This is a genomic window from Bradyrhizobium sp. LTSP885, assembly GCF_000938305.1.
Lineage (GTDB): Bacteria > Pseudomonadota > Alphaproteobacteria > Rhizobiales > Xanthobacteraceae > Bradyrhizobium.
The window spans coordinates 435834-458476 of the sequence record NZ_JYMT01000042.1 but is presented as its reverse complement, the minus strand read 5'-3'; the positions used below and the strand labels follow the sequence as shown (position 1 = coordinate 458476).

Below are 22643 nucleotides of genomic sequence, written 5' to 3'. Positions count from 1 at the left end.
GTGAATGACCAAGGCCGAAAGATCAGCCGAGAACGTCCTGGTTGATCACGTTCTGGCGCAGCGGATTGCCGTCCAGCACGCTCAGGATATTCCGGGCAGTCTGCTCACTCATCCGATCGACCGCTTCAACGGTGACGCCGGCAACGTGCGGCGCCATGATCACGTTCGGCAGGCTGTGCAGGGGCTGGCCGACCGGCGGCGGCTCGACCTCGAACACATCAAGGCCGGCGCCGGCGAGCTTGCCCGATACCAGCGCGTCATGCAGTGCCTTCTCGTCGACGATGCCGCCACGCGCGGTGTTGATCAGGTAGGCGGCCGGCTTCATGTGCTTGAGCCTGTCAGCGTTGAACAGGCCGACGGTTTCGGGCGTCTTCGGGCAATGGATGGTGACGAAATCCGAACGCGACAGGGCTGCATTGAGGTCCGGCACCGCTTCGCAACCTGCCGCGGTGATTTCGCTGGCCGGCTTGTAGGGATCGTACACCAGCACCTGCATTTCCATCGCGAGGCAGCGCTTGGCGGTGCGCGTGCCGATCCGGCCAAAGCCCACGATCAGCACCGTCTTGCCGTAGAGGTCGAACGGCAGTACGCCGAGCCGTTTCGCCCAGGTGCCATCTTTCACCATCGCGTGCATTTCCCGCGCGCGCTTGGCCAGCGTCAGCATCATGAACAACGCCTGTTCGGCGACCGACGGCGAGTTGGCGGTGCCCGCGACCATCAGCGGCACCTTGCGGCGCGACAGCGCCGGCACGTCGACCGCGTCATAACCGACACCGATCCGCGTCACGACCTGCATATCCCCGGAGGCTTCGAGCTCTGGCTCGCCGAAGCGGGTCGCGCCGAGCGCGACGCCATGAACCGGCGCATGCTGCGTCAGCATGGTCTGGAAGGCCTCGGCGGAAATCATGTTCGGAAATTCGACGATTTCAACATCGTCCCGTTCGTTGAGCAGAGCCCGTGCGCCCGGGGAGAAGGTCTGGGTGATGAAAATCTTCTTCTTGTTGGTCGCCATTTCCTGCCCTTGAGTTCTTGTCGGCCGTCAAAGGACGGCGCCGGTCACCTCGTTTAGCAAATGCATATTGTTGAGGTCCACAGCCATTCGGAGCGGGCCGCCATCCCGTGCGCCGGCATTGGGGTTGACCCGGCCGCAGATCTGGGTGCCTTCAAGGGTGGAATAAACCAGCGTCTCCATGCCCATCGGCTCGGTGACGTCGAGGACGGCATCGAACGGCTCAACACCCGGCTCGACATGCGGCTTTGACTCCGTGACATGCTCGGGCCGGATGCCGAGCAGCAATTTGTCGGTGCGCGGTACGGCCTGGTAGCGCGCCGCGCGCTGCGGCGGCAGCGGGAAGGCGATGCGGTCGGTCAGCCTCACAGACAGCTGACCTGCGGTATCCTCGAGGCGGCACGGCAGGAAATTCATCGCGGGCGACCCGATGAAGCTTGCGACGAACCGGGTCGCCGGATGGTGATAGAGTTCATTGGGCGTGCCGATCTGCTCGATGCGGCCATGGTTCATCACCACGACGCGGTCGGCCAGCGTCATTGCCTCGACCTGGTCGTGGGTGACGTAGACGGTCGTGGTGCGGACCTTCTGATGCACCTTCTTGATCTCGATCCGCATCTGCACGCGCAGCTTGGCGTCGAGATTCGACAGCGGTTCGTCGAACAGGAACACCTTCGGATTGCGCACGATGGCGCGGCCCATCGCGACGCGCTGGCGCTGGCCGCCCGAGAGCTGTTTCGGCTTGCGATCGACCAGCTCGGTGATATCAAGCATGCGGGCGGCTTCGGCAACCCGGCTCTTGATCTCGGCCTTCGGATAGTGCTTGAGGCGCAGCCCGAACGACATGTTCTCGGCGACGGTCATATGGGGGTAGAGCGCATAATTCTGGAACACCATCGCAATGTCGCGATCCTTCGGCGGCACGTCGTTGACGACATCGCCACCGATCATGATGTCGCCGTCGGATATGTCCTCGAGCCCGGCGATCATGCGCAGCGTCGTCGACTTGCCGCAGCCGCTTGGCCCGACCAGCACCACGAACTCATGGTCGGCGATGTCGAGATCGATGCCGCGCACCGCCTCGACGTCGTCGTAACGCTTCACCACCTTGCGCAACGTAACGTCAGCCATGAGTTCAACCCTTTGTCGTGTTCAACCCTTTGTCGCACCGGCGGTCAGGCCGGCAATGTAATAGTCCATCAGGAAGGCGTAGATGATCAGCGGCGGCGCGGCGCCGAGCAGGGCACCCGTCATGATCTGGCCCCAGTTGAACACGTCGCCCTTGATCAGGGTCGTAATGATGCCGACCGGCAGCACGAGCTGATCGGTCGAGGTCGTGAACACGAGGGGATAGAGGAACTGGGCCCATGAGACGGTGAAGGCGAAGATCGTCGCGGCGATCAGACCGGGCAGTGCCACGGGAATGAAGATACGCGTCAGCGTCTGGAACCAGCTCGCACCGTCGATGATGGCGGCCTCATCCAGCTCCTTCGGGATCGACGCGAAATATCCGATCATGATCCAGGTGCAGAACGGCACCGTCAGTGTCGGATAGATGAAGAGCAGGACGTACCAACGGTTGATGAGCTGGATGCCGGTCCAGTCGCCGATCGTCGCAAACATCTTGAACAGCGGGATGAACAGCAGCGTGTCGGGAATGAGGTAGGTCAGGAACACACCGGTCGCCAGCGTCGCAGAGCCCCAGAACTTCATCCGCGCCAGCGCGAACGCCGCGGGTACGCTGATCAGCATGGTGATCGTCACGACGATGATCGAGACCCACGCCGAATTCCAGAAGAAGCGCAGGAACTGGTTCGAGGTCAACAGCTGAACGTAGTTCTCGAGTGTCGGGTGATAGATCCACCACGGATTTGTCGCCGCCGAAATCTCCGCGCTGCCTTTCAATGACGTGATCAGCATGTAGAGCGGTGGCACCAGCGAGAAGATCGCAAACAGGGTGAGGAAAAAATACGACCAGCGCAGCGCCCAGGTGCGGTCACGGCTCATGCTGCCATATTTGACATTGCGGGTCGGTCCGGACTTGTCGATTGCGAGCGTGCTCATCAGGCTTCGTTCCCGCGTTTGTTGATATCACGGAGGATGAAGACGGCCGCGACGGCGAGGATCGGTACCATGAAGAGAGAAACGCTGGCGCCCAGCGGAATGTCGCTGCCCTCGATGCCGACGCGGAACGCCCAGGTGGCGAAGATGTGGGTATGATCGAGCGGGCCGCCTGCGGTGAGAATGCGCACGATGTCGAAATTGGCGAAGGTGACGATCAGCGAGAACAGTGTCGTGATCGCGATGATGTTTCGCATCATCGGCAGCGTCACATACCAGATCCGCTGCCACCAATTGGCGCCGTCGATCGCCGCCGCTTCATAGAGTTGCTCAGGCACCGACTTCAGCGCCGCCAGATACATGATCATGAAGAACGGCGCGCCGTACCAGACGTTGACCAGGATGACCGAGAAGCGCGCCCACACGGCGTCGCCGGTCCACGGGATGGGCCCGATGCCGAAGAACGAGAGCGTGTAGTTGAAGGCGCTGTAGGACGGATCGAACAGCCACAGCCAGGCGAGCGTCGACATCGCCGGCGGAATCACCCAGGGCACCAGCAGCATGCCGCGCCATTTGCGCTGCTTGTTGGCAGGCACGTTGTGCACGAAATGCGCGACAATGAAGCCGATCAGCGCTTTGAACAGCACTGCCGATATCGCAAAGATACAGGACTGCTTGACCACCAGCCAGAAGGTCTCGCGCTTGAACAGGAACTCGAAATTGCCGAAGCCGACGAATCTCGACATCGACTTGTTCAGCGTCGCCAGGTGCAACGAATAAAAGGCGGGGTAGATCACGAGGACTGCGATGAGAACGATCAGCGGCAGTGTCATCAGGAATGCCGAAGTCGACTTGCGCCTCAGTGCGTTGCGAAGGCCGCCACGCTTACGCGCAGTCCGCGCTGCTGCAACTCCGTTGGGCTGGAAGGTGACATCAACCATGACGCAGGTTCCTCGCGCGGGTTGGTCGAACGTGCCGGCGCGCCGGATGGACGCCGCGATAAAGGCAATACTCCGCGCGGCCACCTGAATGCGGCGCCGCGCGGGAGCGCAGGTTCCTCAGCTTCGCATGAAGCCTTCGCACTCGCCCTCGGCCCAGGTGAGCGTCGTCTCCAATTTCTCGCCTTGATAGTATCTCAGGCACATTTTGGTCAGCGTGGCCTGGAAGTAGATCTGCTGGGCGATCTTGGGCGGCGCCGGCGAAGCCGCGATCGACAATGTCTGGTGATTGTAGGGGTTCGGGTAGTGGAAGAGCGTGCCCTTCGGCGGCCCTTCCTCCTGCCAGACCTTCAATGTCGTGAGCTTCTCGTAAGCCGGCAGGTCGTAGCCACCGCTCGCGACCACCAGCTTCTCGATTGAAGCCGGCTTCGACAGATGGATAAGGAGGCTCCTGGCCGCTTCCTTGTTTTTCGAGAAGTTCCAGATACTCCAGAAATAGGGCAGATAAGGCGCGAAACGTCCCTTAGGCCCGGCGGGGAAGCCGTGCGTCCAGCATTGCTCGGCGACTTGCGGTGCGTCGCGCTTGGCAACTGCCCAGGCGCTCGGCGGATTCATGATGAGGGCGCCTCTGCCGGAGACCAGCCATTTGTTGTTGGAGGCGTCATCCCATGCCGACACGTCAGGCGGAAGGAAGGCGATCAGCCTCTTGTAATAGTCGAGGGCCTGCCGCACCGCGTCGGTCTTGACGGTCAGGTTGCCCTTGGCATCGACGAGCTGGGCACCGAAGGACTGGAAGATCGCACCCGCCGTGTCGACGCTGTCGCTGGTCTCGCCAAGGCCGATGCCGAACGGGAAGCCGCCCTTCTGGCAGGCTTCCGCCGCCTTGAGGAAGGTGTCGAGCGTCCAGTTGTCCGCCTTCGGCGGACTGCCGGCCGGGTACATTTCCTGCACGTCGATGTTGGCATGCTTCTTCATCAGGTCGATGCGCGAGCAGGGACCCTTGATCTGGCTGCCGCAGCAGGCCGGGACGCCGAGCCACTTGCCATCGAGCTGTCCGAGATATTTGACCGTGCCGTTGACCTCGCCGTTCTCGGCAACGATCGGTCCCATGATGTCGTTGACCGGCTCTAGCTGCTCGGAATTGGAGTGGCACCACCAGGTTGGCATCGCGAAAATGTCGTGGCCGGATCGGGCCTGCGCTTCGGCGGCGATCGTCACCAAATTCTTGTTGCCCTGGCTGGTGACATAATCGATCTCGACGTCGACCTTTTCCTTCTCGGCCCATTCCTTGACGAGAGCTTTCGACGCGTCGTTGGCACCCGGCACCCAGTGATCCCAGAAGCCGATCGAGAGCTTTCCGGCAGCATAGGCACCGCGGACGTAGGGCGCTGATATCAGCGCGGCCGATGACAGCGCTGTCGCAGCAACAAATTGTCGGCGTGAAAGCTTCCTCCGTAACATGGCGTTCCCTCCCTGGTGAGCCAACGGACAAAAGACTTCGGAAATCTCGTTGTTATGTTTTTGTGCGTCGCGTTTGCGCGGCGTCATGAGATTTCATCGGTGCCGATCAGAACAGAATTGCCGGCCCCTGTCGAGAAACCAGATGCTTGCGCGCGTAGAACTAACGTTGTGGTCAAATCTCGGGCAGCGCGGTTGGCGCGGCCACACTTGCGGGCCGTTTGCAGCATCTTTCACGATCATGCTGCGCCGCACGCTGGCGAGATTATGATCTCCGTCGCGTATCGTGCGCGGTTGCGTCGCAGGTTCCCCGTGAACGGGGCAAGCTGTTTCAACGACGGGCGTTTTGTCGTCCTGCCACTCAGCCGATAGACTCGGTGAAGCTGGAAACGATAAAGTCCGGATTCGCTGACGCGCACTTTTGCCCCGCATGGATTCAACCATCCTCAAACCCACGATCGATCATGGAGAGCCGATAATGCGTAGCCCGGTAGCGAAGATGCGTGTGCGGTGGAAACTGTGCGTCGCGCTTGGAGCCGCCACCGTGATGCTGGTCGCGGCCCCCCACATCGTCGATGCGCAAATCGCGCAGGGCGTCGAGAAGGGGGCGCGTGAAGGCAACAAGGCGGCAGGACCGGTCGGCGGAGTCTTGGGCGGCGCCATCGGCGGCGTGGTCGGGGTGGTGACCGGTGTGACCAGCGTGTTCACCGGCAACAACGCAAACACCCCCAACAGCACCGCTGCCAACGGCAAGAACCCGCAGTCCCAGCCGGCGGCGCCCGGCGACAAGCAGGGTGCCAAGGGCACCAAGTCGGCCAAATCGGCCAAGGACAAGGGCGCCAAGCAGGCTGCCGTGCTGACCCAAGAGGGGGCGCCACAGCTCACGGCCGAGCAAATGGTCGCCAACAGCGACGCCAATATCGAGCGGATCAAGAAGGAGCTGAACCTGACGCCGGATCAGGAGAAACAGTGGGCCGGATTCAACAGCGCGATGCACTATCTCGGCCACAACGGCGCTGACCGCCTCAACCTGCGTATCGCGCGCGCCCAGCGCGATCCGCCCGACGACATCATCGAGCAGATGCGCAATGAGGCCCAATTCCTCAACGACCGCGCGGTCGATCAGCGCAACGTATCCGACGCAGCCGAGCCGTTATATGCGAGCCTCGACGATAAGCAGAAACAGATATTCATCAATGAAATGGTCCGCCTCAGCCACGAGCGCGGCCTCGATTGAGGATCCACTGACGACGAAATGGGGACGAATAGCCGGGCCACCAGGCCCTGGGGTAGGTTGAAGGCGCGGCACCCGGCTATTCTGCCGCAGCGGCGCGGCCCGGCTAGATCGTCATTCAATGGTGAAGAAAAGCGGACCGGATCGCGCCCGAGTGATGGCCGAGTCGGGGCCTTGTCGGGAACCCGGCGGCGCAAGCCCGTACCCGGCCATGACGATGCGGAGAAGGCGAGCGCTCAGCTCTTCGGGAAGTTCAACTCCACCCCGACGCCATCAGGGTCATAGAGGAAGATCTGGGTGTCGCCGGTTCGTGGCACGATCTGCTCGCGGAATTTGACGTGCCTCGCCTGCAGGCGTTTGCGAACGCCTTCGACGTCAGTGGCGGCAAAGGCGATATGGTCGAGGCGGCCGGTGTCCTCGTATTTTTTCTTGGTGCCGCGCACCACAATGCCGTCGCGCGGCTTGCGGGTGCCCATCAGATGGACCGTGGCCTGGCCGCCCGAATAGAGCCAGTAGCCGGGGAAATCGAGCGGCGGACGATCGCCATTCTCGAGCCCGAGTACGTCGCAATAGAACGCCTTGGTCGCCTCGAGATCCTGCGGCTCGATGGTGAAATGCTGCAGTCCGCCCAATGGCATGGTTCTTCTCCTTGATGTCAGGGGTTAGACGAAGCTGAGGTCGGCGTGGCTAAGCCGGCCTTGCAATTGCTTAGGCTTGCCGGACTGTCGCGGGAGCTGCCACCTCAGGGGCCCCGGTCAGCTCCTTGTCGATCTGCTCGATCGACTTGCCGCGGGTCTCAAGGCCGAAGAAGTAGTAGACGGCGCCCGCCATCAGGAACCAGCAGCCGAGATAAACGAAGGCGGTCGGAATCTGCGTCAGCGGTACGTCCGGCTTGAGGTAGTTGTTGGAGCCGACGATCAAAGCGAGGCCGAGCGGCCCGATGATCTTGCCGATTCCGCCGAAGCCATAGGCCGAGCCCATGCCCGAGGTGCGCAGATGCGAGGGCCAGACCTCGGCCGCATAGGGACCGACGATCGCAAACCCGCCATCGGCGAAGAAGAACGCCGCGGCCAGCAACAGCCAGAACGCGGACATGCCGAACAGCGTCGAGTCGTAGTGATAGCCGGCGATGATGGTCAGTGCGCCGGCGCCGAAGCCGAGCAGGCCGCCGGCCGTACGCCGCCCCAGCAGTTCCGAGAAATAAGAGAAGGAGATGCGCCCGACAAAGCCGGAGACACTGAGCAGGACCATCATTCTGGAGGCTTCCTGGGGCGAAACCTTCAGGAGCAGCACGAACAGCGAGGGAGCCCACAGCGTGATGCCGTAGACACCGGTCTGCGCGCCGGCATTGCCGAGCCAGGAGACGATCAGGCTGCGGGGATATTTGAACAGGTCGAGCCAGTTCGACTTGACGATCGGACCAGCATCGGCCGCGCTCGGCAGCGGCAGTTCGGAGGGCTGCATCTGCAGCGCCCAGGCGAGCGACTTGCGGGCCTCCTCATAGCGTCCCTGGCGGCACAGCCAGCGCGGCGACTCCGGGACCCACAGGCGAACCAGCAGCACCAGCAGCGACGGCAACACGCCGATTGCGAACAGCAGCCGCCATTGGTCGCTCCCGATCGTCCCGCCGAGTACGGCGCCGAGTCCGACGCCAAGCGGGATCACGCAGGTGACAAGCCCGCCGACCCAGCCGCGCTTGTGCGAGGGCATGAACTCCTGGACCAGCGGCAGGTCCACGCAATAGAGCCCGCCGACCCCGGTGCCGACGAAGAAGCGCAGGACGGTCAGATAGACCCAGCCATTGTCGGGGGTGAAATAGAGCAGGCCGGTCGCGATCGAGAAGTTGAGTACTGTGCCCATGAACACGATCCGGCGGCCGATCCGGTCGGCGAGCCAGCCCCAGAGAAAGGCTCCGAGGATGGCGCCGACGCCGGAGCTCATCAGCACCGTGGCGGACTGGCCGAACGTGAGTTTCCAGGGCCCGATCAGGAACGCGAGCACGAATCCGATCAGGAAGTAGTCGAAGAATTCCAGCGCGTCGCCGACGATGGCGGCAGCGAGGATCTTGATCTGGTTGCCGGTCAGACTGGTCCGGCGATCGAGAATCTCGAACATGGCGTCTCCCCTGGGCGCCTGTTCATTTCTGTCCAGAGCGGGCGTCGCGCCGCCGCACCGCCGATCGACGGAGGCTATCCTTCTGGCGTCGAGAACCACAAGCCTAGGCTTGCGCGGGGCTCACTTGCGCCCGGTCGATGCACGCGAAGGTTTACTTCCGCACACAAATCGCGGTGCGAAAGCCCGATGCGATAGGTCCGAACCGTTGACTAATCCGGGGTGAGACGCCAAGCCTGCGTCAAGATGTTCGAGGCCGAGCCGGATGGACGAGAAGCGCAAGCATCCGCGAACCGAGGTCAATGAACCCGGCTATGTCTCGTCGGGCGGTTCGGTCATGCATTGCGTGATCGTGAACATGTCAGCTGAAGGGGCGGCGATCGAAGTCGAGAACCCCGCTTTCGTGCCGCACCGCTTCCGCCTCGTGATGGCGAATGATGCCTCTGAACTCTACGAGTGCCGGGTGATCTGGACCAAGAAAACTAGGGTCGGCGTCAGTTTCCTGGATACGCCCTGAGATCAACGCCGGCTCTTGCCATGAACGGCCTGCCGGACAAAATGACGGCAGGTCCGTTCCAGTTCCCTGAATATTTTGGGTGTCAGCGCCACATGCCGCGCATCCTAGCGCGGATGTCGATCGGCGGTGCGCGATTGGCCGACGAAGGGCCTGCGGCGGCCGCGCGAGGCCAGGTGGTACGCTCGAACGTCGGCAGCAGACGGTCCGGGATGAAGCGGGTGCGCGAGGCGTACATGTGGCGATCGCCCTTGGCGGCCTGGCCGTGGACGAAGAAGCGCTGCGGCACCAGCAGGTGCAGATCGTCCTTGGCGCGGGTCATGGCGACATAAAGCAGGCGGCGCTCCTCTTCGAGTTCCGCCGACGTCCCGGCGCCGAGATCGGACGGCATGCAGCCGTCGACGACGTTGAGCACGTAGACGGCCTTCCATTCCTGGCCCTTGGCGGAATGGATCGTCGACAGGATCAGGTAGTCTTCGTCCAGCAGTGGCACGCCGGCCTGGTCACTGGTGGCGTCGGGGGGATCGAGCGTGAGCTCGGTGAGGAAGCGCTCGCGCGAGGGATAGCCCGCGGCAATCTGCTCGAGCTGGATCAGGTCGGCGCGGCGGACTTCGCTGTCCTCGTGGATGCGGTCGAGATGCGGCTCGTACCACAGCCGCGCGCGCTCGATGTCGACCGGCCATTCCGAGTAGCGGAGGTTTTCGATCGCCTGCACGAACAGCAGCCAGTCCTCGCCGGCCCGCGGCGGTGCGGGGAGGGATGTCAGCGCGGCAATCGGATCGGCGGCCTCCGCCATGCGGTCGAGCACGCGCTGCGCCGAGGCCGGCCCGACCCCTGGCAAGAGATGCAGGATGCGAAAACCGGCGACGCGGTCGCGCGGATTGGCGACAAAACGCAAGAGCGCCAGCACGTCCTTGACGTGGGAAGCGTCGAGGAATTTCAGGCCGCCGAATTTCACGAACGGAATGTTGCGGCGGGTCAATTCGACCTCGAGCGATCCTGAGTGCGAGGAGGTGCGAAACAGCACGGCCTGATGCTTCAACAGCGCGCCTTCCTCGCGGTAGGCCAGCACCTGCTCGACGACATAGCGGGCCTGATCGGCCTCGTCACGGATCGCGACGAGAAGCGGCTTGCGGGTCGATGTCCGATCGGTCCACAGGTTCTTGGTGAAGCGCTCCTTGGCGAGCGAGATCACGCCGTTGGCAGCCGACAGGATCGGCTCGGTCGAACGATAGTTGCGGTCGAGCGTGATGATCTCGGCCGCCGGGCTGAACTGGTTTGGAAAATCGAGGATGTTGCGCACGGTCGCGGCACGGAAGGAATAGATCGACTGGGCGTCGTCGCCGACCACGGTGAGCCCGCGGCCCGCAGGCTTGAGCGCCAGCAGGATCGACGATTGCAAGCGGTTGGTGTCCTGATATTCGTCGACCATCACATGATCGAAGCGGCCGCCGATCTCGTCCGCGAGGTTGGCGTCGGTGACCATCTGCGCCCAGTAGAGCAGCAGGTCGTCGTAATCGAGCACGTTCTGCTGCTGCTTGGTCTCGACATAGGCCGCGAACAATTGCTTCAGTTCGTTGGCCCAGCCCGCGCACCAGGGGAAAAATTGACCCAGCACCGCTTCGATTCCCATCTCCGCGTTCACGCAACGCGAATAGATCGCGAGGCAGGTGCCCTTGGTCGGAAACCGGCTCTCGGTCCTGGAGAAACCGAGGTCGTGGCGAACCAGGTTCATCAGATCGGCGGAATCTTCGCGATCGTGGATCGTGAAGGCGGGATCGAGCCCGATGCGCTCGGAGAATTCGCGCAACAGCCGCGCACCGATGCCGTGAAATGTGCCAGACCAGTTCAGCGCGTCGGTCATCACGGAAGCTTTGTCGCCGAGTACGCGCCGCGCGATGCGTTCGACGCGGCCTGCCATTTCGGCGGCGGCGCGGCGCGAAAAGGTCATCAACAGGATGCGGCGTGGATCGGCACCGGCGACGATCAGATGCGCGACGCGATGGGCGAGGGTGTTGGTCTTGCCTGAGCCCGCGCCAGCAATCACCAGCAGCGGGGGGCCGATGGTTCCGTCTGTCCCGATGCCGTGCTCGACCGCGCGGCGTTGCTCGGGATTGAGCGCATCCAGATAGGCTGTGTTGGCAATATCAGGCACGAATCACCCCTGCCTGACGCTAACAGACATCACGCTGATTGGGACTGACGCGCCTACGGGAGCGAAGAAATTAGATTGACATTAACGCGGCGCGCTGCACAACCGCGCCATGGGTGACGTATCCACTTCCGACACGCCGCTGAAGGCGACGTTCAAATTGCGGCTGAACGGCGAGACGGTGACGCTTGCGACCGTTGGCCAGGCCTATCGCTTCATCACCAATCTCAGCGCGGTCGAGTGGATGGAATTCCGGACCTTGCACGGTGATGCCGTCAGCGCGCTCGAAAAGGCGGCCGGCAACGCTATGCTGACGGTGCAGGCGACCAGCGCGCTGCGCATGCTGTTCGTCCGCGCCAAGCTGCTCTGAACTGCTTCGACAAAGAAATGGGCCGCCTTGGCCCTCCGAGGCGGCCCCAAGATGGCGGCTGAAGCGCGATCAGCCTCGAGCCGCGATGTGTACCGCCGTTACCTTGTTTGCGGCCATAACGGAAACGCATTTACGAAACGGCGATCGATTCGGCTGTAGCGGCGACACCACAGTCAGAGGCCGGCGTCGTCGAGCAGCCGATCGTACAGCAACGCCGACCGCAGATTCATGGTTGCGATCTTGAGGTAGCGTGCTTCGCGCATCGCGTTGTTGAACATCATGATTGCGGTCTTCCAGTGCGAGCGCTCGCGCTGGTCCGCATTCAGCTTGGACAGGTAGTCTGCAGCGTCGCCGACAGTCTCAAGCGTCCGCCCATCCTTCAGGGCGATCGAAAACGCGAGCGGCGACCGCTTCTCCAGTTCCAGCACGTGAGGTTCCCCCGGGGCAGACGGTAACCGAAAGGAACAGGCCGCTTCCGGCCGCCGTGGCGTAGGCGCTTCAGAACGAGTCCGCCAGTGCGATCTCCGCTTTCAGGGCGCCGATCCGCCGCTCGGCCTCCTCGAACGTCAGGTCGCCTGCGTACTGCCTGGGCTGATAGGCTTCCTCGGCAAGGCTCCTCAATCGGGCGGCCTGCGCACGGGTCATTTGCCCGCCGAGACGCTCCGCGACCCCGCCGAATTTCACCGCCGCCATGCTCATGTTTCACCTCATTCGTCGTATGCTGACTTGACAATATGTTCTATTTTTGTTCTAACAAGCCATGGACAACAAGATCAACGAAATTCGACGCAAGATCAGCGCTTTGCGGGCCGAAATGACCTTGGTCGAGGCTGCCATCCGGGATCAGGTCAATCGCGATCTCGACTGCAGCGAGGCGTCCTATCGGCTGTTGGCCATGCGGGCCGAGGTGGCGGACCTGATCGGCCGCTGGAAGGCCACCGGCGGCTGCGATCGGTTGCCGACCGTCCGCGAGCGTCTGACCCAAAGCCAGGCAGAGCGTCCCGTCGCAAGGACGAAGCTCGACAAGGGCAAGCCCGGGCCGGGCCGTGTCACCATTCGGCCCTGATGGCCGCACGGACTACAACTTAAGAGTTGCGCCATATCGCCTCAGCCGGCGTCAGCGCGGTTTCTGATCGGGAACCGCGGCGCGGGATCGGCATTGCCTCGGGGTGAGCCGCCCAATTTCCGTTGCATTGTCCAACGCCATGATCGCCGATCCGACCGCTTCAACGCGGGCATCGATGAATGACGATCGCAGTCCGCTCCTGACGCTGATGTCCTGCGTCAGCTGTGACGTCACCATGCGGCTCGAGACCTGCTCTCCCGACAGTCAGGGGAAGGAGATCCTTCAGTACCGCTGCGGGGAGTGCGACCGGATCGAGCGGGTGGTCTTGATCCGGCGGAGCTGGCCGGCTCAGAGCTAGTTGCGCGTCGGCCAGGCCGTCGGCCGCGACGGGCGAACTCACCTTGAAGCCAAAGACGAGATTGTGAACGGAGCCAGCGGCCAATTTGCGCTACCACCTGCCGCAACGACGACGCAATCGCGCGAGGAACGGCATGCCAGGACTGAACTTTGCCGGCGCGGCTATTTTCGTCATCGCCATCGCCGCGCTGACCATGGGGCGATCGAGTGCCGAGCCGGTGTTGAAGGGCGCAGACGCCTTCGGTGATTGGCAGCGCGACAAGCCCGGCACCGTCAGATTGATCACGCCACAGGATTTGCCGAAGCCCGGCGCGACGGCGTCCAGCAGCAACGCGTCCCGCATCGTGCCGAGGCCTGCGTTCGCCGTTCCGCAGGTACCGGCAGGGTTCAAGATCGAGCTGTTTGCTGAGGGGCTGAGCGGCCCGCGGATCATGCGGACCGCGCCCAATGGCGATATCTTCGTCGTCGAAACCGGCCCCGGCCGCATCCGCATCCTGCGCAGCGCCGACGGTGCCACCAAACCCGCAACCAACGAGATCTACGCCAGCGGCCTGAACAAGCCGTTCGGCATCGCGTTCTTCCCAAGCGGAGACAATCCGCAATGGCTCTATGTCGCCAATACGGACAGCGTCGTTCGATTTGCGTACCGAAGCGGCGACCTCAAGGCTTCGGGGAAGCCGGAGACGATCGTTGCCAATCTTCCACACGGCTACGGCCATTCCACGCGCGACATCGTGTTCACATCCGACGGCAAGCGGATGCTGGTGTCGGTCGGCTCTGCCGGCAACGCGGGCGAAGGGCTTGGCCGGCCATCGGAAGGCATCGAGGCCTGGAGCCGCGGTCGCGCGCTCGGCGCCGCCTGGGGTTCTGAAACCGATCGCGCCGCCGTGCTCGGCTTCGATCCCGACGGCAAGAATCAAAAGCTCTTCGCGACCGGAATCCGCAATTGCGTGGGACTGGCGATCCAGCCCGGCAGCGGCACGCCGTGGTGTTCGACCAATGAGCGCGACGGCCGCGGCGACAACCTCGTGCCTGATTATGTGACGCGCGTGCGCGAGGGCGCGTTCTACGGATGGCCGTGGTACTACATCGGCGCCAACGAAGATCCCGCGCATGCCGGCGAACGTCCCGACCTGAAGGACAAGGTGACGATCCCCGACGTCCTGCTACAGCCACACTCGGCTTCGCTCGGCCTGACCTTCTACACCGGCAACAATTTTCCGCCTGACTATCGCGGCGATGCCTTCGCAGCCGAGCACGGTTCGTGGAATCGATCCAAGCGGACGGGTTACAAGGTCGTCCGCATCCGCCTCAAGGACGGCGCGCCGACCGGCGAGTATGAGGATTTCGTCACCGGCTTTGTCGTCGCCGACAATGAGGTCTGGGGGCGCCCGGTCGGCGTCACCGTGACACGCGATGGTGCGCTGCTTGTCTCCGAAGACGGCAACGGGACGATCTGGCGCATCAGCCACGACTAACCGCTGACGCCTTCGCCGATCGCTAGATCACGTCCGCCAGCGATTGGCCATGCAGCTCGATGTTGAGGCCCTGCATGCCGAGATCGCTGATCTCGCCGCCCATCGCCTTCAGGCTCTCCTCGCGGATCAGTGACATCAGCCCGCGTCGCAGGGCGAGGAATTCCGAAGACATCATCATTGACTGCTGTCGCGGCCGTTCCAGCGGAATCGGAATCTCGGCCTTGATCGAGCCTGGACGCGCCGTCATGCAGTAGACGCGGTCGGACAGGAAGATCGCCTCGTCGATATCGTGGGTGACGAACAGGACCGAGATCTTCAGCCGCTGCCACATGTTGGTGAGGATCTGCTGCATGATGACGCGCGTCTGCGCGTCGAGCGCACCGAACGGCTCGTCCAGCAGCAGTACCTTGGGGCCGGTTGCGAGCGCGCGGACGATGCCGACGCGCTGCTTCATGCCGCCGGATAGCCGTTCCGGATAGTGCTTCTCGAACGCTTCAAGGCCGGCAAGCCCGAGCAGGGTGCGCGCCGCGCGCTCGCGCTGCGACCGTGCCATGCCGCGCATCTTGAGGCCGAACTCGACGTTCTCCCGCACCGTCTTCCACGGGAACAACGAATATTGCTGGAACACCATGCCGCGTTCCGCGCTAGGTCCCTTGACCGGCTCGCCATCGACCGTGATCGTGCCTTCGGTCGGCTTCAGGAAACCTGCAACCGCGTTGAGGAATGTCGACTTGCCGCAGCCCGACGGACCCACGATCGAGACGAACTCGCCGGGATTGACATGGATGTCCGTGTTGGTGACCGCCGCGACCGAGCCGTCGATCGTCTCGTAGCTCAACGCAAAGTTCTTGACCTCGATATGACCACGGACGGGTCGGGTCTCAACCACGCTCATGCGCGCCCCCAGGGCATAGCGAGCCGTCCAACGGCCCGAATTAGCAGGCTCGATGCGAGCCCAAGCACGCCGATCGCGATCATGCCGAGTGCGATATCGGGATACTGGACCAGCGAATACGCCTCCCAGGTGAAGTAGCCGATGCCGTATTGGCCGGAGATCATCTCGGCGGCGATAAGCGAGACCCACGCGACGCCCATGCCGATCGTCAGCCCGGTGAAGATGTGCGGCAGCGAGGCGGGGAAATAGACCTCCCGGAAGATCGAGGTTTCCCTGGCGCCGAGACAGCGCGCAGCCCGCACCAGCACCGGATCGACCAGCGTCATTCCGTGCAGCGTGTTGACCAGGATCGGAAAGAACGAGCCGAGGAACGTGATGAAGACGATGCTCTGCTCGTTGGTCGGCCACAGCATGATCGCCATCGGCACCCAGGCGATTGCCGGAATCGGACGCAACACTTCCGAGACCGGGAAGATCACCTCATGAACCAGCTTGAAGCGGCCCATCACCAGACCAAGCGGCACGCCGACCAACGCCGCCAGCGAGAAGCCGAGCAGGATGCGACGGCAACTCAGCGCGATATGCAGCAGGAATTTGGGGTCGTGGATCGCTCTGGCAAAGCTGTCATAGACCGCGAGCGGCGAGGGCACGTTGGTGAAGCGGACGAAGAACACGACGCGGTATTTGGTCAGAAGATGCCAGACCAGCAGGAACACGACGAGCGACGCGATGCAGATCAGCATCGCGCGGATCCGGTCCCCGTTGAGCCGGTACCACCGGCCGGCAAGCACGCCGATGCCGGCCGGGGTGGCAACGGGCGCCGAGGCCGGCGGCTCGGTCGCGGTCACCACGGCAGCCTCCTCGTGACGGACAAGTGCGGGGCTGCTGCTCACGTCTTGCCTCCGCTGACCGCCGATTTCACCGCATCCTCGAAGCCCAAGACCTTGAAGCCAGAGACCTTGCCGCCGCTCTTGGCGGCGTAGGCTTCGGCGTCCTTCTTCAGGAGGAACGGTGCAATGTCGCCGCCGCCGACCGCGAAGAAGGCCTGGTCGGCGAACAGCTTGATCCCGCGCGTGGCGTCGAAGACGTAGGCAACATTGATCTTCTTGCCCTTGGCCTTGAAGTCGGCATAGGCGCCAAGCGTGCAAATGGCGCTGGAGAACGGCAGGATACCTTCGCCGTCGACCCAGACCTCGCCGGATTTGCGCGGCTCGGTAACCGGCTTCTTGCAGAACGTATCTTCACCTGAAATCTCGTAGTTCGCCGTGCTGGCAAGCTGCGCGTCATAGTCGAGCTTCATCTCGGCATAGGCTTTGCGGATGTAGGAATCGTCGACCCATTTTTTCGGATCGAACTCCTTCATGCGCCCAAGATTCTGCAGCACCTTCACGTCGGTCGCGGCGGCATCGATCAGGGCCGGCTTGATGGTCGGATCGGTCGTCATGTTGCCGCTTGGACCGAGGAAGATGTAGACCACCTCCTTGCTGATGCCGGTCCACTCCTGGATCTTCTCGGCAGCCTGTTTCGGGTCCGCGCGCAGCCACTGGTCGGCCGCGATGATCGCCTTGATGTAGGCGACCACGACATCAGGATATTTCTCGGCGAAGTCGGACCGCACGACGACGCCGTGCCAGGTCGGCAGATTGGTCTCGACGCCGTCAAAGATTTTTCGCGCGAAGCCGCGGAACGGCAGCAGCTCTGCGAACGGAACGAAGTCGGCATGCGCGTCGATCTTCTTTTCCTGCAGATTGGTCGAGCCGACCTCGGGGCTCTGGCTGACGAGCTGGAAGAAGTCGGAGGGATAGCCGCGGTCCTGCATCGCCTTCAGCACCATGCCATGCGCGGCCGAGCCGAAGGGAACGCTGACGAGCTTGCCCTTCAGATCGGCGAGCTCGTAATAGGGCGAGTCCTTGTGGACGACGATGCCGTTACCCGACCCCGACATGCTGTAGGCGGCGACCGCGATCAGGCGGCTCTTGCTCTCCGGATTGTTCTCGAAGGTGAAACCGTTGACGACGAGCGGATAGTCGCCCATCGCGCCGAATTGCAGCTTGTCGGCCATCATGCCGTTGGTGACGGGGGGACCGGAGGTGAAGTTCTGCCATTCGAGCTCGAACTTGATGTTGGCGTATTTGCCTGACGTCGGCAGGTACTTCTCGAGCAGATGCAGTTGCCGGATCACGACGCCCGTGGTCACCGTGTTGGTCGTGGTGTCCTGGGTGCCGATCCCGATAGTGACGGTCTCCGCGGCCACGGGGCCGGCAAGCATCAAGGCCAGGGCCGTCGCCGACAGCGCGATCGCGCGTGCTGGTAGATGGCGGAGCATTCTCATCCTCGCTCGGTTGGATATGCCGATGCTGCCATGATTGGTTGCGCCGGTGATCCGGGCAAATGCGGACTTGTCCTCACGGTCGATTAGTTGCCGGGAAAGGGCCGATGCACACCGGTTGGGCAGATTTGCTGCGGGCAGCCAATCCGATGAGCACAGGAATTAATCCGCCGCCTGGCCGCGCATCTCCTCCAGCAGGTCGGGCCGGCAGACCACGATTTGGGAACGCTTGGTCAGCACGACCTGCTTGTCCTGCATCCGCTTCAGGCTGATCGTCACCCATTGCCTGGTGGCGCCGACCATGTGGGCGATATCCGCATGCGTGAAGGCCGCCGCGATCAGCGTGCCGTCGGGATCCTCGACGCCATAGAGGTCCATCAGGTGCAGCAGGAGGTGCGCCAGGCGCTGGGTGATCGAACGCGTTCCGAGCATCTGGGCAAGCGCGGAATAGCATTTGCCCTTGAAGGTCAGTCCCTCGATCAGGCCGATTGCCAGATTGGGGATTTCGGTGGCGAGCGTCCGCAGCTCGCGCCCCGGAAGCTGCACGACGGCGCAATTGCTGGCGGCAACGCCGGACCATTGATGCGTGCCGCCCTCGAACACCTCCGGTCCGCCGACGAAATTGCCGACATGCCAATAGGCCAGCGTGATCTCGCGACCGAGCGGCGAGATGTAGAACACGCGGACACGGCCGCTCTCGATCAGATAGATGCCGTCATGCTTGGCGCCCTGGCTAAACAAGGTCTGTCCGCGATTGAGCACCTTGCGGCGGCCCGACTTGAGCACGAGTTCGCGTTCGCGCGGCGTCAGCTTGTCCATCAGCGGCGGAGGACCGCCGATCGCCTGCTGATTCTCGGTGAGCAGCAGCGAGGTGCCGCCGGGCGTCTTGGCGGTGCCGGGAGTCACGCTGCCGCTGATAGCATTGGCCGCATGGAGCAACATGACCTGCCTCCGGTTCATCTGGAACTGATCCAGAAAGCAGCAAGCTTCATGCCAGACCAAGGACGGCGAGCCGCCGCAAAGCAAGTTCGAAACGGGACTGAAAGGCCAGCAAAATCAATGGCTGGCGAGATCCAGAAGGTAGCTCTTCGGATAGATCCCACGGTTATGACCATCGGAGAAAGCGATGTTCAATCCGTAGCCGAGATCGGCCACCTCGACGATGGCGAGGCCCGGAAAACCCGCGGGGAAGCGATCGTCATAACGGGCGCGAAGACAATGCGCGCACTTGCAGGCCATCCGCAACTTTTCGGCCGACAGCGTGATGCTGTCGCCATGGGATGTCGCTATCGACAACGAGTCCAGATCAGGGCTGACGTCATACCCTGTCACGGTCGGTGCAACCGTCATTGTCATCGCAACTATCTCCTCAGGTGCAAAATAAGAGAGGAACGGTCGCTGCAATAGCAACTAATTGCACGCAGGCGCAAATAACAACGACTCGGTTGCAACCCTCCAGCCTTGGAGAACGACAAGCCACGGGATTGGCGACGCGAAGGATAGATTCGCCTTGGGCGCCTCGAACACGCGAATTGCGTATGCTGCATTGTTATTCAACCGGTTGGCTCCGATTTGATCAATTGAGCCAAACCTCGCCATTCTCTCGCCCGTGACAACTAATTGCTATCGCTGCTGACGGCGCTGAACAAAGCTGCTGTCACGTTGCGAACCAGGAGCTGATGATGGCAATGGACGAGATAGTCGATGGAATGTCGGAGGTGTCCTGCGACGTGCTGGTGATCGGCGGCGGCACTGCCGGCCCGATGGCGGCGTTGAAGGCGAAGCTCAGGAATCCCAAGGCCAACGTCGTTCTGCTGGAGAAGGCGAACGTCAAACGCTCCGGCGCGATCTCGATGGGCATGGATGGCTTGAACAACGCCGTCATTCCCGGCTACGCGACGCCCGAGCAGTACACCAAGGAAATCACCATCGCCAACGACGGCATCGTCGATCAGAAGGCGGTCTATAAATACGCGCAGAACTGCTACGGGATCATCGAGGAACTCGACAGCTTCGGCATCCGTTTCCTTAAGAACGAGAACGGCGACTACGCGGTCAAGAAGGTGCATCACATCGGCACCTATGTGCTGCCGATGCCGAACGGCGACACGGTCAAGAAGGCACTCTACCGCCAACTCCGCCGCGCCCGCATCCTGATCTCCAACCGCTACATGGCGACGCGCCTTTTGACGGGAAGCGACGGCCGCGTCGCCGGCGCGATCAGCGTCAACACGCGGACCGCCGAATTGCTGGTGATCAAGGCCAAGGCCGTGATCCTCTGCATGGGCGCGGCGGGCCGTCTCGGCCTGCCGACGTCGGGCTACATGTTCGGCACCTACGAAAACGCAGCGAATTCCGGCGACGGTTACGCGATGGCCTATCATGCGGGTGCAGCGCTCGCGAACCTCGAATGCTTCCAGATCAATCCGCTGATCAAGGACTACAACGGCCCGGCCTGCGCCTATGTGGCTGGTCCCTTCGGCGCCTATACCGCCAACAATGAGGGCTCGCGGTTCATCGAGTGCGACTACTGGTCGGGCCAGATGATGCTCGAATTCTACAACGAGCTGTTGTCCGGCAAGGGACCGGTGTTCCTGCAGCTCAAGCATCTCCACGAGAAGACGATCGAGGAGATTGAGTCGACGTTGCACAAGGTCGAGCGGCCGACGCGGGGATTGTTCCAGAAGGGACGTGGCAACGACTACCGCACCGAATCGATCGAGATGCACATCTCCGAAATCGGCTTCTGTTCGGGCCACAGTGCCTCCGGCGTCTTCGTCGATGATTTCGCCCGCACCACCGTGCCGGGTCTCTATGCCGCCGGCGACATGGCGAGCGTGCCGCACAATTACATGCTGGGCGCCTTCACCAACGGCGCGGTTGCCGGCACCGATGCGATGGAGTTCGCCGACAATCACGATTTTGCGGATTTCGATGCTGCCGATGTCGCGAAGGAGCGCGATCGCGTGATGGCACCGACCAGGCGCGACGACGGCATCCCGCCGAACCAGATCGAGTACAAGGCGCGCCGCCTGGTGAATGATTATCTGCAGCCGCCGAAGGTCACTCGCAAGTTCGAGCTCGGCCAGCGGCGCCTCGCCGAAGTGCGCGAGGACATGGAGCAGCGCATGATCGCGCGCAACTCCCACGAATTGCTGCGCGCGCTGGAGACCCAGTCGATCCTCGATTGTGCCGACATGGCGGCCCATTCCTCGCTCTACCGCGAGGAGAGCCGCTGGGGCCTCTATCACTTGCGCACGGATTTCCCGGAGAAAGACAACGAGAACTGGTTCTGCCACACGCTGCTGAGCAAGAAGGACGGCCGGATGACCAGCGAGAAGCGTGACGTGCAGCCCTATGTCGTTCCGATCGCGGACGACGAGAAGGACCTCTACGACAAGCAGCGCATCCGCGCCACCGCGTGATGCCAGCCGTAACTGACAGGAGATTGAACGATGCCCCTCGCGACCTACCAGACCTCGGTGCCCGTCGTCGTCGACGACGCCAAGTGCATTGCCGACAAGGGCTGCACTGTGTGCGTCGACGTCTGCCCGCTCGACGTGCTCCGGATCAGCGACATGACCGGCAAGGCCTACATGGCCTATGACGAGTGCTGGTACTGCATGCCCTGCGAAGCGGATTGCCCGACCGGCGCCGTGACCGTCAACATTCCCTATCTGTTGAGGTGATCATGTCGAGCCCGTTCGAATCCTATGACGACCTCGACGACGCCGACGAGCGGCTGCAGGCCGCGGACCCGGCCGAGCGCCGCGTCGCAATCATCGCGCTCGGCCATTCCGGGGATCCGGCGGCTGTCGCGCATCTTGCCGGCATGGTCTCCGATCCCGATGCCGGCGTGCGCCAACAGGTGGCGATGGCGCTCGGCGAATTCGACGGGCCGGAGAGTGCGATCGCGCTGGTGCAGTTGCTGGTCGACCCGGAAAGAATCGTGGCGTCTGCCGCGGCCGACAGCCTGGCCGAGCTGAAGGACGCGGCCTGTGCGGATGCAATCCTGCCGCTGGTCAGGCACAGCCATGCCTTCGTCCGGATGGGCGCGCTGCGCAGCTTAAAGGAACTGCGACGCAAGGACACGCTGAAACCCGCGCTCGAAGCACTGCAGGACAGCGACGCCGCCGTGCGCGTCCAGGCCATCGGCGTGATCGGCTTCCTCAAGCTGGAGGAGTCGATTCCGGCGCTCACTGCGTCGATCAACGACTCCGACGCCCATGTCAGGCGCGCGGCCGTCAGCGCGCTGGCATTCTCGCAGATGAAATCCGCGGCCGAGTCGATCACCCGTGCCCTCAAGGACGACGACTGGATGGTGCGCGAGATGGCGGCCGAGACGTTGGGGCTCAATGCCAACGGGTCGGTTGCCGCCGACCAGCTGATCGAGGCCCTTGCCGACGGCTTTTGGCAGGTGCGGCTGAAATCGATCCGCAGCCTCGGCAAGATGAAACTCGACCGCGCCGTGCGGCCGATCGGCGGTTGCATCACCCATGAGCAGGCCAATCTGCGCAAGGAGGCGGCGGCGGCCCTCGGCGAGATCGCCGATCCCTCCGGCGAGCCATACCTCGCCCTGGTCGCTGGTGACACCGATCCCGAAGTGCGCAAGAACGCGCGCTGGGCGTTGCAGCAGATCGCGGCTCGGAAGGCGAGGGCGGGCGCCTGAG

The 22643-nt window shown here is 62.9% G+C and carries 24 protein-coding genes; 9 read left to right on the top strand and 15 right to left on the bottom strand.

What is annotated here, in order from left to right; translation table 11 throughout:
- Positions 1-22: 22 nt before the first annotated feature.
- The 5 genes from UP09_RS31205 to UP09_RS31185 form a co-directional block, all read right to left on the bottom strand.
- The gene (locus tag UP09_RS31205; protein WP_044542163.1) at positions 23-1012 is read right to left on the bottom strand and encodes a hydroxyacid dehydrogenase; all 990 of its coding nucleotides are present in this window, start codon (positions 1010-1012) and stop codon (positions 23-25) included.
- 27 nt (positions 1013-1039) lie between these two features.
- Positions 1040-2140: an ABC transporter ATP-binding protein gene (locus UP09_RS31200; protein ID WP_044542162.1), complete on the bottom strand. Its 1101-nt coding sequence runs from the start codon at positions 2138-2140 to the stop codon at positions 1040-1042.
- A 21-nt stretch (positions 2141-2161) separates the two neighbouring features.
- Positions 2162-3073, bottom strand: a complete 912-nt coding sequence (locus UP09_RS31195) for a carbohydrate ABC transporter permease (protein WP_044542161.1) — start codon at positions 3071-3073, stop codon at positions 2162-2164.
- Positions 3073-4011, bottom strand: a complete 939-nt coding sequence (locus UP09_RS31190) for a carbohydrate ABC transporter permease (protein ID WP_044542160.1) — start codon at positions 4009-4011, stop codon at positions 3073-3075. The genes UP09_RS31195 and UP09_RS31190 overlap by 1 nt, the downstream gene beginning before the upstream one ends.
- A gap of 117 nt (positions 4012-4128) precedes the next feature.
- Complete coding sequence (locus tag UP09_RS31185) at positions 4129-5469, bottom strand: ABC transporter substrate-binding protein (RefSeq protein ID WP_044542159.1); 1341 nt, start codon at positions 5467-5469, stop codon at positions 4129-4131.
- Between the two features lie 475 nt (positions 5470-5944).
- Here UP09_RS31185 and UP09_RS31180 point away from each other — a divergent pair, with 475 nt between their 5' ends.
- The gene (locus UP09_RS31180) at positions 5945-6703 is read left to right on the top strand and encodes a Spy/CpxP family protein refolding chaperone (RefSeq protein ID WP_044542685.1); all 759 of its coding nucleotides are present in this window, start codon (positions 5945-5947) and stop codon (positions 6701-6703) included.
- Positions 6704-6936: 233 nt separating this feature from the next.
- Here the strand turns inward: UP09_RS31180 and UP09_RS31175 are convergent, their stop codons facing one another.
- Both UP09_RS31175 and UP09_RS31170 read right to left on the bottom strand, forming a co-directional pair.
- Positions 6937-7338 carry a VOC family protein gene (locus UP09_RS31175; protein ID WP_044542158.1) on the bottom strand — a complete coding sequence of 134 codons (402 nt, stop codon included), beginning with the start codon at positions 7336-7338 and terminating at the stop codon, positions 6937-6939.
- Between the two features lie 70 nt (positions 7339-7408).
- Complete coding sequence (locus UP09_RS31170; RefSeq protein ID WP_044542157.1) at positions 7409-8815, bottom strand: MFS transporter; 1407 nt, start codon at positions 8813-8815, stop codon at positions 7409-7411.
- 262 nt (positions 8816-9077) lie between these two features.
- Here UP09_RS31170 and UP09_RS31165 point away from each other — a divergent pair, with 262 nt between their 5' ends.
- Positions 9078-9329 carry a PilZ domain-containing protein gene (locus UP09_RS31165; RefSeq protein WP_044542156.1) on the top strand — a complete coding sequence of 84 codons (252 nt, stop codon included), beginning with the start codon at positions 9078-9080 and terminating at the stop codon, positions 9327-9329.
- 82 nt (positions 9330-9411) lie between these two features.
- Here UP09_RS31165 and UP09_RS31160 read toward each other — a convergent pair whose 3' ends face one another.
- On the bottom strand, positions 9412-11481 hold the full coding sequence (locus UP09_RS31160; RefSeq protein WP_245302286.1) for an ATP-dependent helicase: 2070 nt from the start codon (positions 11479-11481) through the stop codon (positions 9412-9414).
- A gap of 109 nt (positions 11482-11590) precedes the next feature.
- On the opposite strand from UP09_RS31160, the gene UP09_RS31155 reads away from it, so the two are divergent.
- Complete coding sequence (locus UP09_RS31155; RefSeq protein ID WP_044542155.1) at positions 11591-11848, top strand: hypothetical protein; 258 nt, start codon at positions 11591-11593, stop codon at positions 11846-11848.
- Between the two features lie 173 nt (positions 11849-12021).
- Here UP09_RS31155 and UP09_RS31150 read toward each other — a convergent pair whose 3' ends face one another.
- Positions 12022-12276 carry a hypothetical protein gene (locus UP09_RS31150; RefSeq protein WP_044542154.1) on the bottom strand — a complete coding sequence of 85 codons (255 nt, stop codon included), beginning with the start codon at positions 12274-12276 and terminating at the stop codon, positions 12022-12024.
- Positions 12277-12346: 70 nt separating this feature from the next.
- A complete protein-coding gene (locus UP09_RS31145) occupies positions 12347-12547 on the bottom strand; it encodes a DUF3072 domain-containing protein (RefSeq protein WP_245302284.1) in 201 nt (66 codons plus the stop codon).
- A gap of 61 nt (positions 12548-12608) precedes the next feature.
- Between UP09_RS31145 and UP09_RS31140 the strand changes: the two genes are divergently transcribed.
- The 3 genes from UP09_RS31140 (at position 12609) to UP09_RS31130 (ending at position 14749) form a co-directional block, all read left to right on the top strand.
- A complete protein-coding gene (locus UP09_RS31140) occupies positions 12609-12914 on the top strand; it encodes a hypothetical protein (RefSeq protein WP_044542153.1) in 306 nt (101 codons plus the stop codon).
- A 175-nt stretch (positions 12915-13089) separates the two neighbouring features.
- Positions 13090-13272: a hypothetical protein gene (locus UP09_RS31135; RefSeq protein ID WP_245302282.1), complete on the top strand. Its 183-nt coding sequence runs from the start codon at positions 13090-13092 to the stop codon at positions 13270-13272.
- 133 nt (positions 13273-13405) lie between these two features.
- Positions 13406-14749, top strand: coding sequence for a PQQ-dependent sugar dehydrogenase (locus tag UP09_RS31130; RefSeq protein WP_044542151.1), 1344 nt, complete (start codon positions 13406-13408; stop codon positions 14747-14749).
- 22 nt (positions 14750-14771) lie between these two features.
- Here the strand turns inward: UP09_RS31130 and UP09_RS31125 are convergent, their stop codons facing one another.
- From UP09_RS31125 to UP09_RS31105, 5 genes are all read right to left on the bottom strand, one after another.
- Positions 14772-15644, bottom strand: a complete 873-nt coding sequence (locus UP09_RS31125) for an ABC transporter ATP-binding protein (protein WP_044542150.1) — start codon at positions 15642-15644, stop codon at positions 14772-14774.
- Positions 15641-16537: an ABC transporter permease gene (locus tag UP09_RS31120; RefSeq protein WP_082070356.1), complete on the bottom strand. Its 897-nt coding sequence runs from the start codon at positions 16535-16537 to the stop codon at positions 15641-15643. Before UP09_RS31120 ends, UP09_RS31125 begins: the two co-directional genes overlap by 4 nt.
- Positions 16534-17970: an ABC transporter substrate-binding protein gene (locus tag UP09_RS31115; protein ID WP_044542149.1), complete on the bottom strand. Its 1437-nt coding sequence runs from the start codon at positions 17968-17970 to the stop codon at positions 16534-16536. The genes UP09_RS31120 and UP09_RS31115 overlap by 4 nt, the downstream gene beginning before the upstream one ends.
- A gap of 165 nt (positions 17971-18135) precedes the next feature.
- Positions 18136-18915 (bottom strand): Crp/Fnr family transcriptional regulator, encoded by a 780-nt coding sequence (locus UP09_RS31110; protein WP_044542681.1) that lies wholly within the window; start codon positions 18913-18915, stop codon positions 18136-18138.
- Positions 18916-19029: 114 nt separating this feature from the next.
- Positions 19030-19329: a gamma-butyrobetaine hydroxylase-like domain-containing protein gene (locus UP09_RS31105; protein ID WP_044542148.1), complete on the bottom strand. Its 300-nt coding sequence runs from the start codon at positions 19327-19329 to the stop codon at positions 19030-19032.
- Positions 19330-19655: 326 nt separating this feature from the next.
- Here UP09_RS31105 and UP09_RS31100 point away from each other — a divergent pair, with 326 nt between their 5' ends.
- Genes UP09_RS31100 through UP09_RS31090 form a run of 3 tightly spaced genes read left to right on the top strand, consistent with a single transcriptional unit; the run spans position 19656 to position 22642 of the window.
- Positions 19656-21398, top strand: coding sequence for a fumarate reductase/succinate dehydrogenase flavoprotein subunit (locus tag UP09_RS31100; protein ID WP_044542680.1), 1743 nt, complete (start codon positions 19656-19658; stop codon positions 21396-21398).
- A 30-nt stretch (positions 21399-21428) separates the two neighbouring features.
- A complete protein-coding gene (locus UP09_RS31095) occupies positions 21429-21662 on the top strand; it encodes a 4Fe-4S dicluster domain-containing protein (protein ID WP_022724287.1) in 234 nt (77 codons plus the stop codon).
- A 2-nt stretch (positions 21663-21664) separates the two neighbouring features.
- Positions 21665-22642 carry a HEAT repeat domain-containing protein gene (locus tag UP09_RS31090; protein ID WP_044542147.1) on the top strand — a complete coding sequence of 326 codons (978 nt, stop codon included), beginning with the start codon at positions 21665-21667 and terminating at the stop codon, positions 22640-22642.
- Position 22643 lies beyond the last annotated feature (1 nt).

Coding starts and splice junctions, on each gene's coding strand:
- UP09_RS31170 (WP_044542157.1), bottom strand. CDS start 8,815: ATGTTCGAGATTCTCGATCGCCGGACCAGTCTGACCGGCAACCAGATC.
- UP09_RS31205 (WP_044542163.1), bottom strand. CDS start 1,012: ATGGCGACCAACAAGAAGAAGATTTTCATCACCCAGACCTTCTCCCCG.
- UP09_RS31140 (WP_044542153.1), top strand. CDS start 12,609: ATGGACAACAAGATCAACGAAATTCGACGCAAGATCAGCGCTTTGCGG.
- UP09_RS31115 (WP_044542149.1), bottom strand. CDS start 17,970: ATGCTCCGCCATCTACCAGCACGCGCGATCGCGCTGTCGGCGACGGCC.
- UP09_RS31130 (WP_044542151.1), top strand. CDS start 13,406: ATGCCAGGACTGAACTTTGCCGGCGCGGCTATTTTCGTCATCGCCATC.
- UP09_RS31185 (WP_044542159.1), bottom strand. CDS start 5,469: ATGTTACGGAGGAAGCTTTCACGCCGACAATTTGTTGCTGCGACAGCG.
- UP09_RS31135 (WP_245302282.1), top strand. CDS start 13,090: ATGAATGACGATCGCAGTCCGCTCCTGACGCTGATGTCCTGCGTCAGC.
- UP09_RS31110 (WP_044542681.1), bottom strand. CDS start 18,915: ATGTTGCTCCATGCGGCCAATGCTATCAGCGGCAGCGTGACTCCCGGC.
- UP09_RS31100 (WP_044542680.1), top strand. CDS start 19,656: ATGGCAATGGACGAGATAGTCGATGGAATGTCGGAGGTGTCCTGCGAC.
- UP09_RS31155 (WP_044542155.1), top strand. CDS start 11,591: ATGGGTGACGTATCCACTTCCGACACGCCGCTGAAGGCGACGTTCAAA.
- UP09_RS31165 (WP_044542156.1), top strand. CDS start 9,078: ATGGACGAGAAGCGCAAGCATCCGCGAACCGAGGTCAATGAACCCGGC.
- UP09_RS31175 (WP_044542158.1), bottom strand. CDS start 7,338: ATGCCATTGGGCGGACTGCAGCATTTCACCATCGAGCCGCAGGATCTC.
- UP09_RS31195 (WP_044542161.1), bottom strand. CDS start 3,073: ATGAGCACGCTCGCAATCGACAAGTCCGGACCGACCCGCAATGTCAAA.
- UP09_RS31180 (WP_044542685.1), top strand. CDS start 5,945: ATGCGTAGCCCGGTAGCGAAGATGCGTGTGCGGTGGAAACTGTGCGTC.
- UP09_RS31105 (WP_044542148.1), bottom strand. CDS start 19,329: ATGACAATGACGGTTGCACCGACCGTGACAGGGTATGACGTCAGCCCT.
- UP09_RS31095 (WP_022724287.1), top strand. CDS start 21,429: ATGCCCCTCGCGACCTACCAGACCTCGGTGCCCGTCGTCGTCGACGAC.
- UP09_RS31090 (WP_044542147.1), top strand. CDS start 21,665: ATGTCGAGCCCGTTCGAATCCTATGACGACCTCGACGACGCCGACGAG.
- UP09_RS31145 (WP_245302284.1), bottom strand. CDS start 12,547: ATGAGCATGGCGGCGGTGAAATTCGGCGGGGTCGCGGAGCGTCTCGGC.
- UP09_RS31125 (WP_044542150.1), bottom strand. CDS start 15,644: ATGAGCGTGGTTGAGACCCGACCCGTCCGTGGTCATATCGAGGTCAAG.
- UP09_RS31190 (WP_044542160.1), bottom strand. CDS start 4,011: ATGGTTGATGTCACCTTCCAGCCCAACGGAGTTGCAGCAGCGCGGACT.
- UP09_RS31200 (WP_044542162.1), bottom strand. CDS start 2,140: ATGGCTGACGTTACGTTGCGCAAGGTGGTGAAGCGTTACGACGACGTC.